Consider the following 15,686-nt stretch of genomic DNA (forward strand, 5'->3'; position numbering starts at 1 on the left):
AAGCGCTTGTGACGATGTCGGGGACGTCGGAGCGATCCCCCTGGGGAGCGCCGTGCCACGGCGTCCTCCCGGCCCCCGCCCGCGGTGATCCACGCGGCGGGGTTTTCGACGTCCCGGCCCGTCCGGCGGCGTGACGTGCCGGACCGCCGTTTCCCCGACGACCGGACGGACCCTTGCGCCCTTCCTCCGCCGCCCCTGCCCAGCCCGCTTCCTCCGCTGCCGCCGGCCCCGCGTTCCCCGTGCGGGTCGTGCGCGGTCTCCTCGCCCGCCGGGACACGGCTACGGCCGCCGGTGATCGTTCGCCGTGGCGCTGCCTGCGCAGCCGCAGCATGCGCTGGTGGTCGGCCGCCAACCTGGTGTCGAACCTCGGCACGTGGATGCAGCTGACCGTGCAGAACCTGCTCGTCCTGCAGCTGACCGGCTCGGCCGCGACCACCGGTCTGTCGCTGTCCGTGCAGGCCGCGCCCGGTCTGCTGTTCGGTCTGCTGGGCGGTGCCGTGGTCGACCGGCTGCCGCGCAAGCTCACCGCCGCCGTCAGCCAGGCGCTGCTGGCCATGGTGGCCTTCGCCACCGCCGCGCTGGTGGCCTTCGACATGCTGAACGTGCCGCTGCTGATGGTCCTGGCGGGCATCACCGGTCTGATCGCCACCGTCGACGGGCCGGCGACGGCCCTGCTCGGCAACGACCTGGTCCCGGAGAAGGACGTTCCCTCGGCGATCGCCCTGGGCTCCGTGGTGCACAGCGTCGGCCGGCTCGCCGGTACCGCCCTCGCGGCGGTGGGCATCGCCACCATCGGCACCGCCGGCGCCTACGCCGTCAACGGTGTCTCCTTCCTCTTCGTGACGGCCGTCATCCCCTTCCTGCGCCTGCAGCCGCACGCCCGCGCCGAGGCCGCCGCGGCGGCGGCCCGGCCGCGCGGCGCGAAGGCCGAGCGGGGCAGCGGCGGCCTGGCGTTCTTCCTCAGCCGCCGCAGCCTCGTCGCCCTCGCCGTGATCGCCGCGGTCAGCGCCGTCCTGGGCCGCAACTACCAGCTCACCCTGGCCACCCTGGTCACCGGCCCGCTGGACGGCGGCGCCGGGGCGTACGGCCTGGTCTCCGCGCTGCTGGCGGCCGGCGGCATCGTGGGCGCCGTGCTCGCCGGGCGGCTGCGGAAGCCGACCGTGCGCCTGGTGGCGCTGCTGGCCGCGGCCGGCGGCCTGCTGCAGCTCGTGGCCGGTCTGAGCCCGGTGCTGCTGATGCTGCTGGTCATGGTCATCCCCATGGCCATCGTGGAGTCGGTGTCCGACACGGCGACCACCACCGTCCTGCAGACGGACCCGCCGGCCCATATGCGCGGCCGGGTCCTGGGCGTGTGGCGCAGCGTGAGCACCGCCTGGGGCCTGGCCGGGCCGCCGCTGCTGGGCCTGCTGGTCCAGGGCGCGGGCGAGCGGGGCGCGCTGGTTCTCGGCGGTGCCGTCATCGCCGGTGTGATCGGCGCGGGCGCCCTGGCCGAGCGGCGCCGCCGCGCCGGCGGCCGCCCCGCCGCCCTTCCGGTGCCGGAACCGGTTCCGGCCTACGGGACCGCGGCCTGACCGGAAGCGGTCGGACGACGGGTGGTAGTCAAAGCCTCCTGGCGGGCGAGGGCCCGCAGGACCTCCTCCGGGCGGATGCGCAGCAGCAAGGGGTCGGGGCGGCGGCCGTGCGGGTCGCCCGGCGGCCCGGGATGCCACAGCGCCGTGTGGCGGGGGGACGGCGGTGGGCCCCACAGGGCGGGGGCCACGGGGCCGAAGAGGGTGACGCTGGGGGTGCCCAGGGCGACGGCCAGGTGGGCGATGCCCGTGTCGCCGCTCACCACGGCCGCCGCCCCGGCCACCAGGGCCGACAGCTCCTCGAAGGGCAGGCCCCCGGCAAACGCCTCGGTGCCCGGCACGGCGACGGCCGCCACCAGGGCGTCCTCGCCCGGCCCGCCGGTCACCGCCACCCGCTGTCCCCGCCCCAGCAGGTACCGGGCCACGGCGGCGTAACGCTCGGCGGGCCAGCGGCGCGCGGGGGCGGCCGCGCCTGGGTGCAGGACGACGGCGGCCGGGGCGGGTGACGGTGTGGCGGGCCGGGGCAGGGCCAGGTCCGAGGCGTCGGCCGGGATGCCGTAGGCGCGCAGCAGCCGGCACCAGCGCTCCCGCTCATGCTCCCGCGCCGCCCAGCGGGGGCCGGTCACCTCGGGGGTTTCGGGGTGGGCGAAGGCCAGCAGCCGGCCGGGGCGCAGGCCGGACAGCAGCCGGTGGCTCGGCGGGCCGTTGCCGTGCAGGTCCACCGCGACGCTCGGCGGCGGGCCCCGCCACGCAAGGGCGGCCGGTACGGCCCGTCCGGGCGCGGCGGCGGGCAGCAGGGTGTCGACGGCGCCCGAGGCCGCGGCGGCGGCCTCGAGGTCGGCGGGCGCGGCCAGCACCAGCTCGTGGTCCGGGAACGCCCTGCGCAGCGCGCGCAGGGCGGGCACCCCGGTGAGCAGGTCGCCCAGGCCGAGCGCGCGCAGCACCAGCAGCCGGGGCCGGTCGGGGCCGGCCGTCGTCATCGCCGTCCCGTGGCGGCGCCGGCGTCGGCCGGGGCGGTGGTCCGCCGCGCGACGGCGAGACTGTCCGCCGCACGCGTGGCCAGCAGGGTGCTGGAACGGCCGTCGAGGTAGGGCAGCAGCACGGCCTGGCCGCCCCAGCCCGCGAGCTGCGCGGCCTCCGGCAGCTGCTCCACCGCGTAGTCGCCGCCCTTGACCCAGATGTGCGGGCGCAGCCGGGACAGCAGCCGTTCGGGTGTGTCCTCGTCGAAGACGGCGACGGCGTCGACGCACTGCAGGGCCCGCAGCACCCGGACCCGGTCCGCCAGGTGGTTGAACGGCCGCCCGGCGCCCTTGCGCCGGCGGACGGAGGCGTCGGAGTTCAGGCACACGATCAGGCAGTCGCCGATGCCCCGGGCCTGCTGGAGCAGGCTGACGTGGCCGGCGTGCAGCAGGTCGAAGCAGCCGCCCGCGGCGACGACCGTGCCGCCCGCCGCCCGGACCCGCCGCGCCAGCCGCAGGGCGTCCTCCTCCGGGGCGCCGGCCGGGATGGCCGCCGAGGACGGGCCGGTGGTGACGGTCCGGGCGCCGCCCTCGGCGACGTAGCGGGTGGCCGCCGCCACCGCCCCCTGTACCGCCTCCACCGGCAGGGCGCCGTCGCCGAGGAGTCCGGCCGCCGTGGCGGCGAAGCAGTCCCCGGCGCCGCAGGCGTCGCCGCTGTGCTGTGCGGTGGCGGGTACGAGCATGGGCCCCTCGCCCTGGTGGAGCAGGGCGCCGCGGCGGCCCAGGGTCACCGCCACGCCCGCCGCCCGCCAGCGCCGCGTCAGCTCCGCCGCCGTGCGGGCCACCGCGCCGAGCCCGTCACCTTCCGGCGCGGCGGCGCCCGCGAAGCAGCGGGCCTCCTCGCCCGTGGGCGTCACCAGCCGGGCCCCGGGCACGGGCGGGCGGCCGCGCGGGTGCGGATCCCACACCAGCGCCGTGCCCGGGGCGAGCGCGGCGAGCTCTGCGCGCAGCACGTCGGCGGCGCCCCTGGCGTAGTCGGCCACCAGCACGACGGGCGCCTGCGCCAGGACCTCGCGGGCCCGGCCGGTGGCGCCGGCCGCCCGGCCGTCGCCCCGGTCCAGCCGCACCACCGGCCGTCCTCCCGCCATCACCCGGGTCTTCTCCGCCAGTGCCCCGTCCAGGGGCAGCGGGACCACCGTCACCAGGGGTTCGAGCAGCGCCCGTACCTGCCGGCTCGCCGTGTCCGTGCCCAGCGGGGCGACGAGCGTGACGGCCCGGCCCGCCCGTGCGGCCAGGCAGGCGGCCAGTGCCGCGCCGCCGGGCCGCAGCAGTTCCTGGCAGCCGTCGAGCACCGGCACCGGCGCGTCCGGCGCGAGTCGTTCCGCCGTGCCGACCAGGTCCCGGTCGAGCAGCGCGTCACCGACCACCAGCAGCGGTGTGCCCTCACCCATGGCCGCCCCCGAGCGCCGCGTCGAAGGCGTCGCACATCATGTGCACCGCCACCAAGTGCAGTTCCTGGACCGTGGCGGTGGTGGCGGCCTCCACGCACAGCCGGTCGTCGCCCGCCTCGGCCAGCGGGTTGGGGGCGGGCCCGGTCAGGGACCACACCTCCATGGCCGCCGCGCGGCCGGCCGCGGCCGCCCGCAGCAGGTTGGGGCTGGCCCCGCTCGTCGACAGCAGCACGAGGACGTCCCCGGGCCGGGCGTGCGCCCGTACCTGACGGGCGAACAGCTCGTCCGCGCCGTAGTCGTTGACGATGGCGGTGCAGCTGGAGGTGTCCGTGTGCAGGGCCAGCGCGGAGTACGGCGCCCGGTCCTCGCGGTAGCGGCCGACGAGTTCGGCGGTCAGGTGCTGGGCCTGGGCGGCGCTGCCGCCGTTGCCGGCGGCGAGCAGCCGGCCCCCCGAGGAGAGGGCGACCGCCAGGCGCGTTCCCCACCGCTGCGCGGTGGCCGCCTTCTCCTCGCGGAACCGTTCGAGTGCGGCCAGCAGCCGGCCGCAGTGGTCGCCGCCCGCGGCGGGGACGGCCTGCGTGGTGCGCGTGACGGTCATCGCGGGGCTCCTGACGGTACGGGGCGGTGGTCGGCGGCCCGGTGGTAGACGCGCTCGACGCCGTCCGCCACCTTCTCCCAGGTGAAGCGGGTGACGGCACGCTCACGCCCGGCCCGGCCGTAGGACCGCAGCCGTCCGGGTGCGGCGAGCAGGCCGCGCACCGCCTCGGCGAGCGGGGCGGGCAGGCCCGGTGGGACCAGCAGCCCGGTCTCGCCGTCCACGACGGTGTCGCGGTGCCCGCCGACGTCGGTGGCCACCACGGGGATGCCGCAGGCCATGGCCTCCAGCGGCACGATGCCGAACGGCTCGTACACCGGCGTGCACAGCACCACGTCGGCGCTGCGCAGCAGTGCGGGCATGTCCTCGTGGGGGACGCAGCCGAGCAGGACCAGCCGGTCGGCGACGCGCAACTGGCGTGCCAGACCGAGCAGGCGCATCGCCTCGGGATCCTTGGCGAGCCCGTCGGCGGGCGGCCCGCCGGCCACCACCAGTTCGGCGTCGGGGACGGCGCGCAGCGCCCGCAGGGCGAGGTCGACGCCCTTGCGGGGGACGAGGCGTCCCACCGCCAGCAGCCGGTGGCGGGCCCGGCGCCCCGGGGTGAGGGCTATGCGGCCGCGGGCCGCGAAGTGCTCGGTGTCCACGCCGCAGGGCACCACCGAGCAGTGGTCCGGCCCGATGCCCATGCGGCCCAGTTCGCGGACCTCGTCGGAGCAGGTGGCCAGCACCCGGGCGCAGGACGCCCCGATCCGCCGTTCCAGGGCGGGGCGTTCGGCGGGGCTGGTGTCGGCCGGTCCCTGGTGGCGGCGCTTGACGGTGCCCAGGGCGTGGTAGGTCTGCACGACGGGCAGGTCCAGGCCGCGGGCGCCCTGCAGGGCGGCCATGCCGGACATCCAGAAGTGGGCGTGCACCACGTCGGGGCGCTCGTCACGCCAGGCCCGCGCGAGGTGTTCGCCGAAGCGCGGCATGTGGGCGAGGAGTTCGTCCTTGGGCAGTATGCGCTCGGGTCCGGCCCGTACGTGCTCGACGACCGTCCCGGCGGACAGCGGCACCCGGTCGGGCAGGGCGGCGTCGTCCCTGCGGGTGTAGACGGTCACGTCGTGGCCGCGGGCCGCGAGCAGTTCCGCCAGGCGGGCGACGTAGACGTTCTGGCCGCCCGCGTCGGGGCCGCCGAGCGCGGCCAGCGGGCTCGCGTGCTCGGACACCATCGCGATCCTCATCGCGTCACCTCCTTGATCAGGCACTCCCAGTCGTCCAGGAACCGCTGCAGCCCGTAGCGGGCGAGGGCGGCGGCGCGCGCCGCGCGGCCCGTCTCGCGGGCGCGGGCGGGGTCGGCCAGGAAGCCGCGGACGGCGTCGTGCAGGACGTCGAGCCGGTTGGAGACCACCCCGGCGCGCGCCGGTACGGCCTCGGCCACCTCGGTGGTGGCCAGGGCGACGACCGGCATGCCCAGGTGCATGGCCTCCAGCAGGGACAGGCCCAGGGACGTCCATCGCACCGGGTGCAGGTAGACGCGGCGCTCGGCCATCTCCCGGTGCAGCGCGCCCTGGACGAGCTCCCTCGTCAGGCAGCGCTCGGCCGGCAGGCCCAGCCGGGCGGCCAGGCCGTCGGTGCCCATCCCGAAGACGTCCAGCGGCGCGGCGCCGCTGAAGTAGGGCAGCAGGTCGGTGCCGGTGGTGCGGCCGCGCCGCAGCGGCTCGTTGACGACCACCGCGGCCCTGGGCAGCCGGCCGGTCCACAGCGGGCCCGGGTCGACGATGCCGTGTTCGATGACGGTGGTGGGCGTGGAACCGCAGTCCCACATCAGCCGGTTGAAGTGCGTGACGTGCACGACGGTCAGCCCGGGGTGATCCGCGGCGGGGTGCCGTGTGTCGGGGACGGGCCCGCCAGGGGCGTTGTGTTCGAGGTAGACGGCGGGCACGTCGGTGCCGGGGCGCCGGCCGAGCCATCGCCGGGCCAGCTCCGCCTCGTGGGGACGCTGGAGGACGACCAGGTCGACGCCGGCCTCCCGCAGCCGCTCCGGGGGGAGTTCGACCACACAGGACGGCCAGTCGAAGGTGGCGGCGCGGCCCAGCCCGTCGGGCCCCCGGTCCGGTGTCACGGGCACCACGTAGGTGTGCGGGCCCTGGACGAACGCCGTCGTCCACGAGCCGTGCACGTGCCACAGCAGGATCCTCATGGCGCTCCGGGGAGGTCGAGGCCGGGGGTCCGGCCGGTGAGCTTCTCGACGGCGGCCAGCACGTCCTCGGCGGGCACCCCGTTCAGGCAGGGGTGCCCGGGGACCGGGCAGACGCGGGCGCGGCTGCCCGCGCAGGGCGCCCGTTCGTCGCCGAGCAGCACGTGCGGCACCCCGTACGGTGCCCACCGCTCGGCGGGCACCACGGGTGCGAACAGCGACACCACGGGTGTGCCCACCGCGGCGGCCAGGTGGGCGGGGCCGGTGTTGCCGACCACGACGGCGGCGGCCCGCGCGAGCACCCCGGCCAGTTCGGCGGGGCCGGTGCGGCCGCCGAGGTCGAGGGCGGAGCGGCCGGCGACGGCGGCCGTCAGCTCCCGTTCGTCCGGGCCACCGGTGACCACCACCCGGTAGCCGGCCCGCGTCAGGAGGCGGACGGCCGCCGCGCAGCGCTCGTGGCCCCACCGCCGGGCGGGGACCGCCGCACCGGGGTGCACCACCACATAGCCCGGCTCGCCCACCGGCCCTCCGGGCGCGGGCGGCTCGCGCACGGCCAGGCGCCCGTCGTCGTCCTCCGGCAGCGGGAAGCCCGCCGCCCGCGCCAGGTCGAGCGCCGCCCCCACCTCGTGCCGGCGCGGTGCCCGGCGGTGGCGTACGTCCAGCAGCGCGCCGGCGTAGTCGGCGCTGTCGGCGGCCAGGCGCGGCACGCCGGCCATCCGCAGCAGCAGCGCCAGGGGCAGGGGGCTCTGGTGGAAGGAGGTGAGCACCAGGGCCGTGTCCGGTGCCCATCCGGCGACGCGCTCGACGAAGGCGGCCACGTCGGCGCGGTCGACGGGCGGCGGCTCGAAGCCGACCCACGGCGCGTCCCAGACGATCACGTCGTCGACCCCGGGGAGCATCCGGGCCGCCGGGGCGCCCCGCGGCCCGCACAGCAGGGCCGTGCGCGTGGCGCGCGCGGCCACCGCGCGGACGGCCGGCCCGGCGAGCAGGACGTCGCCGAAGCTGTCGAGGCGTGCCACCAGGGCCCTCATCGCACACCGCCCCCGTCCGGGAGGCGGAGCTCCGCGCCGAGCAGGGCGCGGACCGCGCCGGGCAGGTCGGGTGCGGTGTGCGGGGCGCGGGCCACCTCCTCGGGCCGCGTCACCGCGGTCGGCACGAGCACGCCCGCGGCTCCTGCGGCCGCGGCCGCGGCCATGTCGCTGCCGATGTCGCCGACCACCGCGCACCGGCCGGGGGCGAGCCCCAGCTCGCGGGCGGCGGCCAGGACCAGGCCCGGGGCGGGCTTGCGGCAGGGGCAGCCGTCGTCCGGCCCGTGCGGGCACACCGCCCACACGTCGAACGGGCCGAGCAGGCGCTCCACGCGCGCGTTGACCCCGCGCACCTGGTCCATCGTCAGCAGGCCGCGGGCCACGCCCGACTGGTTGGTGACCACGCCCGTGCGCACGCCGTGCCGGCGCAGCAGGGCCAGCGCGGTGCGGGCGCCGGCGACGGGCACCACGCGGCGCGGGTCGCCGTTGTAGGGGACGTCCTCGACCAGCGTGCCGTCCCGGTCGAACAGCACGGCGGCGGGCGCCCGGCCACGGTTCATGTCACCGGCCCTCCTTGCCGCAGGACGGCGTGCACGGCGACCGGTACCACGTCCGGCGGGGCGAAGGCGCCGGGCAGCGGCCGGGCGCCGCGGTGCCGCCAGGTGCCGCGCAGCCGGTGGCAGACGGCCAGCGGCGGGATGGCGACGCTGGTGGCGAGCATCGTCGTGACCTCCGGCCGGGTACGCGGGCCGGGGGCGATGCGGGCCCGTGCGAACTCGGCGGTGCCCAGCGCCCAGCCGAGGGCGGCGAGGGCGCCGGCGCCCCGGTGGCCGGTGGCGGCCAGGACGACCGCCGCGGCCCCGGCGGCGGTGATCGCGGCGTGGCCGCGCAGCCGGCCCCGCGGGGCGCCGGCCCGGTGCCACCAGTCGCGGCCGTGCAGGCGCACCATGAGCGCGTCGTCGGCGTTGCCCGCCTGGGTGCGCAGCGACACCCAGCGGTCGGCCGGCCGCACGGGGTGCCGGGTGGTGCGCGTGCCGCGCTCCAGTCGCCAGCCGGCGGCCAGGACCCGCAACGCCAGGTCGGCGTCCTCGCGGAAGGCCCGGGGGAAGCGTTCGTCGAAGCCGCCGGCGTCCGCCAGGGCGGCCCGCCGGTAGGCCATGTCGGCGGTCGCCCAGCGGGCGCCGGCCAGCCCGGCGGTATTGCGCTCCCAGTCCGTGGGCGGTCGCCCGTCCGGCAGCGGCACCTCGATGACGCCCTGCACGCCGCCCGCCTCGGGGGCGAGGGCGGCGAGGTCACCGGCCAGCTCGGCGCGCCACGCCGGGCCGACCCGTACGTCGTCGTCGAGGAAGACGACCCACGGTGCGCCGGCCGTGTGCCAGCCGGCGTTGCGGGCGGCGGCCGGCCCCCGTCCGCCGGTGCTCAACGTCCGGGCCCGTGCGCGCAGTTCGCCGAGCGCCTCCAGCGGCAGTGGCGGACGCGGCCGGCGGGAGGCGGGGCGGTCGTCGACGACGACCACCTCGGCCGGCGCCGGACCGGTCGCCGCGGCCAGTGCCGTAAGGCAGTCGGCGAGGCAGGGGCGGCCGACGGTGGGGATGACGACCGCGTAGGCCAGGGGGTCGGCGGTGTTCACGGCGCCTCCTCGCCGCCGGCGTACGCCCGGCCGCGGCGGACCGCGTACGGGCCGATGGCCAGCAGGTCGACGGGGGCGGAGCCGAAGCACTCCAGGGCGTCCCTCGGGTCGTCGACCATCGGCCGGCCGGCCGTGTTGAGGCTGGTGTTGACGACGACGGGCAGCCCGGTGCGCTGCTCGAACGCGGCCAGCATCCGGGCCACCAACGGCTCCCGGTCCGGGTCGACGGTCTGGATCCGGGCGGTGCCGTCGACGTGCACGACGGCCGGGATCCGCTCGCGCCAGGTGCGGGCGACGCCGTGCACGAAGAGCATGTACGGGCTGGGCAGCGGGCCTTCGAAGATGTCGGCCGCCCGGTCGGCGAGGACCATCGGCGCCACCGGGCGGAACTCCTCGCGTCCCTTGACGTGGTTGAGCCGCTCCAGGTTCTCCGCCCGCCCGGGGTGGGCCAGCAGCGACCGGTGGCCCAGCGCCCTGGGGCCGTACTCGGCGCGGCCCTGGAACCAGGCGACGATGCCGTCGCGGGCCAGTTCCTCGGCCACGGCCACGGCGATGTCCGTGGGCCGCTCGTAGGGCACCCGCGCCTGTTCGAGCCAGTGGCGCAGTTCCTCGTCCGACCAGCCCCGGCCCAGGTCGGCGCCCTCCATCGGGGCGGCCTGCGCACCGTGGCCCGCGGCCAGGTGCAGTGCCGCGCCGAGTGCGGTGCCCGCGTCGCCGGCGGCCGGCTGCACCCATACGCGGCGGAACGGGCCCTCGAGGGCGATCCTCGAGTTGGCCACGCAGTTGAGGGCCACTCCCCCGGCCATGGCCAGGGACTCGGCGCCGGTCCGGCCGTGCAGCCACCGCACCAGGTCCAGCAGCAGTTCCTCCAGGCACGCCTGGGTGCTCGAGGCGAGGTCGGCGTGGTCCTGCGTCCACTCCTGTCCGGGCTCGCGCGGCGCGGTCAGCGCCGCCCAGGGCACCGCGTGCGCGTGGAAGCCGCCGTCTCCCGTGGCGTACAGGTGCTCCCGCAGCTCCGGCAGGAACCGTGGTTTGCCGTACGCCGCCAGCGCCATCACCTTGTACTCGTCGCTGCTGCGCAGGAACCCCAGATGCTCCGTCAGCTCCTCGTAGACCAGGCCCAGCGACTGCGGCAGCACCTGCGTGGCGAGGACGTCCAGCACGCCGCCGGTGTACCGGCCCGCCAGGTGGGAGGCGCACTCGCCGCGCCCGTCGAGCACCAGCACGGCACTGTCGGGGTGCGGGGCGGCCAGGCCCGCGGACGCCGCGTGCGCGACGTGGTGGGGGACGAACCGCACGGTGGCGGGGTCGAGTCCGGGCAGCGCCTCCGCCAGGAAGCCGGGCGCCTCGCGGGCGTAGGTCTGGCGCAGGTGGTCCCAGGGGTCGTCGAGGCCCATGGCGGACGCGGGGCGGGCGAGCGCCGGGTCGTAGGAGTAGGCGACGGCGTCCAGGTCGGCGGGGGTGAGCCCGGCGTGCTCCAGGCACCAGGCGGCGGACAGGCGCGGCAGTTCCCAGGCCGCGAACGGTACGGGGCGCTTGCCGTGCTTCCGCCGGGAGAACCGCTCCTCCTCCGCGGCCGCGACGATCCGCCCGTCGACGACCAGCGCGGCCGCCGGGTCGTGGAAGAGGGCGTTGATACCGAGGATGCGCATGCCGTGCTCCGTGTCTGCCGGCCGGTCGGGGCGGACCGGGCGACTCAGGTAGGGGCGTAGGGGCGGACCGGGCGGCTCAGACGGGGGCGGACCGGGCGAACCACTCCACGGTCCGCTTGAGGCCTTCCTCGCGGCCGACCCGTGGCTGCCAGCCCAGTTCGCGGTGGGCCTTGGTGGTGTCGGGGCGGCGCCTGGCGGGGTCGTCTGCGGGCCGGTCGACGAAGCGGATGACGGACGCCGAGCCCGTCAGGTCGACGATGTGCCGGGCGAGGTCGAGCATCGTCGTCTCCTCGCCGCCGCCGATGTTCACCGGGCCGGGGCGCCCGCTGGCGGCGAGTGCCACGATCCCGTCGACCGTGTCGTCGATGTAGGTCAGCGACCGGGTCTGGCTGCCGTCGCCGGCGACCGTCAGGGGCTCGCCGTCCAGGGCCTGCCGGATGAACGTGGGCACCGCGCGTCCGTCACCGGCGCGCATGCGGGGGCCGTAGGTGTTGAAGATGCGGACGATCGAGGTGTCGGTGCCGAGGGCGCGCCGGTAGGCGGTGACGAGCGCTTCGGCGAACCGCTTGGACTCGTCGTAGACGCTGCGCGGGCCGATGGGGTTGACGTTGCCCCAGTACTCCTCGCGCTGGGGGTGTTCCGTGGGATCGCCGTACACCTCCGAGGTCGAGGCCAGGAGGAAGCGCGCGTCGTCGCGGTGGGCCAGCTCGAGGGCGGCGCGGGTGCCGCTGCTGCCCACGTCCAGCGTCTCGATCGGCAGCCGCAGGTAGTCGGCGGGCGAGGCCGGGCACGCCAGGTGGAGCACCAGGCCGACCCGCCCGGGTATGCCGGCCAGGGTCTCCGGGCGGGAGACGTCGGCCCGCAGCAGGCTGAAGCCGGGATGGTCGCGCAGGTGCGCGACGTTGGCCTCCGAGCCCGTGGCGAGGTTGTCGACGCAGCACACCTCGCAGCCCTCGGCCAGCAGGCGTTCGCACAGGTGGGATCCGACGAACCCGGCCCCTCCGGTGACCACCGCACGCTTCCAGCGTCGTTCGTCCATGATCACACTCCTTTGCGGGGGCGGGCTTGGCGGGGGCGGGCCTTTCGCCGGCGGGCAGGCGGGGACTCCGGGCCCGGGTGCCGGGACGTCCGCGGACGGCTGCCTCTGCGGACGGCTGCCTCTATGAATGCGGAGGGTGGGGTGCGCCGGTCTCTGCCGGCCGGTGTCCGTCGGTCGCGGACCTCACCATGACCACCCGTAGTCGAAACGACTCAAACAGCAGCGTTGCACAGGTCCGGCGAAGCCTCCACTCGAACCGGTCCGGCCGGGGGTGTCCGGCTTCCGGGGCGTCGACGACCGGCACCGGCACCGGCACCGGCACCGGCACAAGGTGACCTCTCGACTGGCGGATGGTGCCACCCGTGACCGGCGAAACCTCCCGCACCACCCCGATGGCATGATCGGACTCTGGACGAGCACCCCCATTGCCCGTCCTTCACCGGAAAACCACGCTATCCAGCGCGAAGAGCGACCTCTCGGACGAACATCATCAACATCTAACAAATCGGTCAAATAATTGATATCCCTCATACCATCGCGGGCGTTGTCGCGAATAAACGGAATAATTAAGTCAGCCGCGTGGCGTCGACCACGGGCGATCCTGTGGGCCACGGCGGCTGCGCCGGCCCTCGGGTTCTTCATCGCGCTGGAGATCGCCGCGCGTCGCCACAGCGGCGAACCGGGGCCGATGACCACCCTGGCGGAAGCGGTGATACTCCCCACCAAGCCGGGGCCGCTGTACGGCGGACTGGCGTTGATGATGGTGGTGCTCACCTGGCGGCAACGGTTCATCGCGGCCGGCGCCGCGATCGGCATCGACGCCGTCTTCGCGCTGGTGCGGTGGGCGGCCGACGCCAAGGTGCCCGAGGGTCATTCCTTCGGCAATGGCGCGATGTGGGTGATTCTGGGCTGTGCGGTCTTCGCCGTCACGCGCCGCACCGGCCGGGAACGGGCCCTGATGCTGAAGGGCGTCGGGCTGGGGATGCTGCTGGTGGTCGGCCGCAAGGCCGGCGACACCTGGCTGCTCATCACGGCGAAGACCCGCCCGATGGTGCTCGACCAGTACGTGGCCACCGCCGACCACGCGCTGGGCAACCCGTCGTGGCTGGCAGGCCGGATCCTCAGGGCCACCGCCCCGATCGGCACCCATCTTCTCGACGTCGTCTACGCCCAGCTCGCGGTGGCCGCGGTCGCCGTCGCGCTGTACCAGCTGCGCAACGTCGCGTCCGAGCGCCGCTTCCCGCGCCACCACCTGGTGCGCACGTTTCTGGTGATCGGCCTCCTCGGGCCGGGCATCTACATGATCTTCCCGGTGGTCGGGCCGATCTTCGCCTACGGGCCGGGCACCTCCGGCACCGGCGGCCTGCAGTGGGCGGTGGCCGACCTGTGGCCGCACACACCGCCGCCGATCGACCCCCCGCACCCGGTGCTCTACGACGGGATCACCCCTCGCAACTGCATGCCCAGCCTGCACACGGCCTGGGCAGTCGCGATCTTCATTCACTCCCGCAAGGGCCCCCGCGTTCTGCGCTGGGCGGGCACGTTCTGGCTGGCCGCCACGCTCGGCGCGACGCTGGGCTTCGGCTACCACTACGGCGTGGATCTCGTCGCCGGCGTGGTGTTCACGCTCACGATCGAGGCAGGGCTGCGCTCGCTCGACCGCGGCTGGGACCGGTCGGGAATCCAGCTGGTCGCCTACGGTGCGACGGTCTTCGCCGCGCTCCTGCTCTCGTACCGCTGTCTGCCGATGGAGATGGCCAGGCATCCATGGGTGTTCGGACCGCTTCTCATTCTGGCGATGGGCTCGGTGATCTACGGCTACGTACGGACCACCAGACGCTGGGAGCCGAAGGCCGCGCCGGCGCGACAGCCGCAACCGCAACCCGAACTGGTGTGAGTGATCCGGCCAGGCGTCCCCGGCCGGGGACGCCTGGCGGAAGGTGATCAACCAGGCGCGGGGAACGGGGCCGGCCGGGCGCGAGGACCGGAGGCCGGCCGGGGCCCCTCAGCGTCACGTGCCGCAGTACTCGGCTTCGATGATCTTGACCATGGACGTCCTGTCCCAGTCGCCGTTGTAGTTGTAAGCGAGCTGGTGACGGCCGTCCGCGGTGGTCACGGCCATGGAGAGCCACCCGGTCATGCCTCCGCTGTGGCCCCAGAGCGTGGTGCCGCAGCTCGTCCCGATCCGTGCGAGGCCGAGCCCGTAGGACATGCCCGAGGAGCCGGGGACGGCGACGGTGGTCTTCATCGCCTTCAGCTGCTTCGGCGGCAACAGCTTGCCTCCCAGCAGGGCGCTGTAGAACCGGTTCAGGTCGCCCGCCGTGGAGATGATGTCGCCGTCGGCCCAGCCCTGCGACCCGTTCATTTCGGTGACGTCGTCGATCCGGTCGGGTGCCGACCTGAACAGCTTGGAGTAGCCGCGGCTGCTGGGCCGGGGCAGGTGGATGCTGTTGCCGGGGTTCGAGGTGTTCTTCAGCCCCAGTGGAGTGATGATGCGGTCGCGGACCTCGTCCTCGTACGACCTCCCGCCGGCCTTCTCGACGATCAGGCCCGCCAGGATGTAGTTGGTGTTGGAGTACGAGTGCCTGTCACCGGGATCGAACAGGGGCTTGTGGGAGAGCGCCACCTTCACGTGCTTCTCCGGCGGCAGGGTGTCGTAGCGGTGCCGGAGGTAGCCGTCGCCCTCCAGGTACGTCCTGCTGTACTCCTCGTCGTCCAGGTAGTCGAACAGGCCGCTGGTGTGGTTGAGCAGCTGCCGGACGGTGATCCTGCGGCCGTCGTTGCCGTTGCCCCGCACCAGGCCGGGCAGTCGGCGCTCCACGGTGTCGTCGAGGCTGAGCTTCCCCTCCGCCTCCATCTGGAGCAGGACGGTCGCGACGAACGTCTTGGTGATGCTGCCGACGCGGAACTTGTCGTTCTTGCCGCGCGGCGCACCCGATGTCAGGTCGCCCACGCCCGACGCCGACGCCCAGACGCCGCCGGTGTCACGCGCCTGGGCCGTGACACCGGGGGTGCCCGCCTTCACGGCCGCGTCCATCGCGCGCTGCGTGGCCCGGTGGCCGGCGCCCGCGGGAGCCGTGTCCGATGCCGCCGTGTCCGATGCCGCCCGGGCGGGCACCACGAAGGCGCCGGCCATCATCGCGGCCAGCACGGTACCCACCACGCCGGCCTTCATGCTTTTCCGTAAAGCCATTCCGTACTCCTCACAGTCGCTTGCGGGAAGGCCGCCTGTGTACCAGGACCGCGGACAGGGCCGGGGTGGTTGAGAGGGTCCCGTTCAGGCGGATGATCTCCCAACCTCCCGAAACCTCACCGGCCTCCGCAACCTCCTGTGGGACGTGATCCCTACACCGTTGGATGTACAGGGCAGTTGGTCATCACGGACGATGCCCGGCCGCACCCGTCCCCCCGAGGATCGAGGCAGGGCGGGATGCACCCGCGCATCCGGTGACGTGACGACGGGAGCGGACCATGGCAGAAGTGACGCGACGCGGCATCCTGGCGGGGGCAACGGCGCTCGGCGGGGCGGCAGCCGGACTGATGACGGCCGCGTCGCCGGCGGCAGGCACGGTGGGGCCGGCGGGCGCG

13 protein-coding genes are annotated in these 15,686 nt (G+C 75.7%); 2 read left to right on the top strand and 11 right to left on the bottom strand.

From position 1 onward, the window contains the following. The first annotated feature begins 239 nt into the window (after window positions 1-239). The gene (locus tag ACIG36_RS05730) at window positions 240-1,571 is read left to right on the top strand and encodes an MFS transporter (RefSeq protein WP_399923949.1); all 1,332 of its coding nucleotides are present in this window, start codon (window positions 240-242) and stop codon (window positions 1,569-1,571) included. Here the strand turns inward: ACIG36_RS05730 and ACIG36_RS05735 are convergent. The 10 genes from ACIG36_RS05735 to ACIG36_RS05780 form a co-directional block, all read right to left on the bottom strand. Further along, a complete protein-coding gene (locus ACIG36_RS05735) occupies window positions 1,553-2,548 on the bottom strand; it encodes a glycosyltransferase family 9 protein (RefSeq protein ID WP_399922529.1) in 996 nt (331 codons plus the stop codon). The two genes, ACIG36_RS05730 and ACIG36_RS05735, sit on opposite strands and share 19 nt — an antisense overlap. After that, on the bottom strand, window positions 2,545-3,978 hold the full coding sequence (gene rfaE2, locus ACIG36_RS05740) for a D-glycero-beta-D-manno-heptose 1-phosphate adenylyltransferase (protein WP_399922532.1): 1,434 nt from the start codon (window positions 3,976-3,978) through the stop codon (window positions 2,545-2,547). Before rfaE2 ends, ACIG36_RS05735 begins: the two co-directional genes overlap by 4 nt. Then, the gene (locus ACIG36_RS05745; RefSeq protein ID WP_399922535.1) at window positions 3,971-4,576 is read right to left on the bottom strand and encodes an SIS domain-containing protein; all 606 of its coding nucleotides are present in this window, start codon (window positions 4,574-4,576) and stop codon (window positions 3,971-3,973) included. The genes rfaE2 and ACIG36_RS05745 overlap by 8 nt, the downstream gene beginning before the upstream one ends. Continuing rightward, window positions 4,573-5,793: a glycosyltransferase gene (locus tag ACIG36_RS05750; protein ID WP_399922537.1), complete on the bottom strand. Its 1,221-nt coding sequence runs from the start codon at window positions 5,791-5,793 to the stop codon at window positions 4,573-4,575. Before ACIG36_RS05750 ends, ACIG36_RS05745 begins: the two co-directional genes overlap by 4 nt. Continuing rightward, window positions 5,790-6,752: a glycosyltransferase gene (locus tag ACIG36_RS05755; RefSeq protein ID WP_399922540.1), complete on the bottom strand. Its 963-nt coding sequence runs from the start codon at window positions 6,750-6,752 to the stop codon at window positions 5,790-5,792. Before ACIG36_RS05755 ends, ACIG36_RS05750 begins: the two co-directional genes overlap by 4 nt. Beyond that, a complete protein-coding gene (locus tag ACIG36_RS05760) occupies window positions 6,749-7,780 on the bottom strand; it encodes a glycosyltransferase family 9 protein (protein WP_399922543.1) in 1,032 nt (343 codons plus the stop codon). The genes ACIG36_RS05755 and ACIG36_RS05760 overlap by 4 nt, the downstream gene beginning before the upstream one ends. Further along, window positions 7,777-8,337 (bottom strand): D-glycero-alpha-D-manno-heptose-1,7-bisphosphate 7-phosphatase, encoded by a 561-nt coding sequence (locus ACIG36_RS05765; protein ID WP_399922546.1) that lies wholly within the window; start codon window positions 8,335-8,337, stop codon window positions 7,777-7,779. The genes ACIG36_RS05760 and ACIG36_RS05765 overlap by 4 nt, the downstream gene beginning before the upstream one ends. Continuing rightward, window positions 8,334-9,407 (bottom strand): glycosyltransferase family 2 protein, encoded by a 1,074-nt coding sequence (locus tag ACIG36_RS05770; RefSeq protein ID WP_399922548.1) that lies wholly within the window; start codon window positions 9,405-9,407, stop codon window positions 8,334-8,336. The genes ACIG36_RS05765 and ACIG36_RS05770 overlap by 4 nt, the downstream gene beginning before the upstream one ends. Next, window positions 9,404-11,059, bottom strand: a complete 1,656-nt coding sequence (locus tag ACIG36_RS05775; RefSeq protein ID WP_399922551.1) for a carbamoyltransferase — start codon at window positions 11,057-11,059, stop codon at window positions 9,404-9,406. The genes ACIG36_RS05770 and ACIG36_RS05775 overlap by 4 nt, the downstream gene beginning before the upstream one ends. Window positions 11,060-11,135: 76 nt before the next feature. Then, window positions 11,136-12,098, bottom strand: a complete 963-nt coding sequence (locus ACIG36_RS05780; RefSeq protein ID WP_399922554.1) for a UDP-glucuronic acid decarboxylase family protein — start codon at window positions 12,096-12,098, stop codon at window positions 11,136-11,138. Window positions 12,099-12,660: 562 nt separating this feature from the next. Between ACIG36_RS05780 and ACIG36_RS05785 the strand changes: the two genes are divergently transcribed. After that, a complete protein-coding gene (locus tag ACIG36_RS05785) occupies window positions 12,661-13,995 on the top strand; it encodes a phosphatase PAP2 family protein (protein WP_399923952.1) in 1,335 nt (444 codons plus the stop codon). Between the two features lie 114 nt (window positions 13,996-14,109). Here the strand turns inward: ACIG36_RS05785 and ACIG36_RS05790 are convergent, their stop codons facing one another. Then, on the bottom strand, window positions 14,110-15,291 hold the full coding sequence (locus tag ACIG36_RS05790; protein WP_399922557.1) for a serine hydrolase domain-containing protein: 1,182 nt from the start codon (window positions 15,289-15,291) through the stop codon (window positions 14,110-14,112). Window positions 15,292-15,686 lie beyond the last annotated feature (395 nt).

Origin of the sequence: Streptomyces sp. NPDC053048, from assembly GCF_044547045.1 — a bacterium.
Taxonomy (GTDB): domain Bacteria; phylum Actinomycetota; class Actinomycetes; order Streptomycetales; family Streptomycetaceae; genus Streptomyces.

Excerpts from the sequence above, each read along its gene's own strand:
- ACIG36_RS05765 (WP_399922546.1), bottom strand. The coding sequence starts at position 8,337 with ATGAACCGTGGCCGGGCGCCCGCCGCCGTGCTGTTCGACCGGGACGGC.
- rfaE2 (WP_399922532.1), bottom strand. The coding sequence starts at position 3,978 with ATGGGTGAGGGCACACCGCTGCTGGTGGTCGGTGACGCGCTGCTCGAC.
- ACIG36_RS05735 (WP_399922529.1), bottom strand. The coding sequence starts at position 2,548 with ATGACGACGGCCGGCCCCGACCGGCCCCGGCTGCTGGTGCTGCGCGCG.
- ACIG36_RS05755 (WP_399922540.1), bottom strand. The coding sequence starts at position 6,752 with ATGAGGATCCTGCTGTGGCACGTGCACGGCTCGTGGACGACGGCGTTC.
- ACIG36_RS05760 (WP_399922543.1), bottom strand. The coding sequence starts at position 7,780 with ATGAGGGCCCTGGTGGCACGCCTCGACAGCTTCGGCGACGTCCTGCTC.
- ACIG36_RS05750 (WP_399922537.1), bottom strand. The coding sequence starts at position 5,793 with ATGAGGATCGCGATGGTGTCCGAGCACGCGAGCCCGCTGGCCGCGCTC.
- ACIG36_RS05745 (WP_399922535.1), bottom strand. The coding sequence starts at position 4,576 with ATGACCGTCACGCGCACCACGCAGGCCGTCCCCGCCGCGGGCGGCGAC.
- ACIG36_RS05790 (WP_399922557.1), bottom strand. The coding sequence starts at position 15,291 with ATGGCTTTACGGAAAAGCATGAAGGCCGGCGTGGTGGGTACCGTGCTG.
- ACIG36_RS05780 (WP_399922554.1), bottom strand. The coding sequence starts at position 12,098 with ATGGACGAACGACGCTGGAAGCGTGCGGTGGTCACCGGAGGGGCCGGG.
- ACIG36_RS05775 (WP_399922551.1), bottom strand. The coding sequence starts at position 11,059 with ATGCGCATCCTCGGTATCAACGCCCTCTTCCACGACCCGGCGGCCGCG.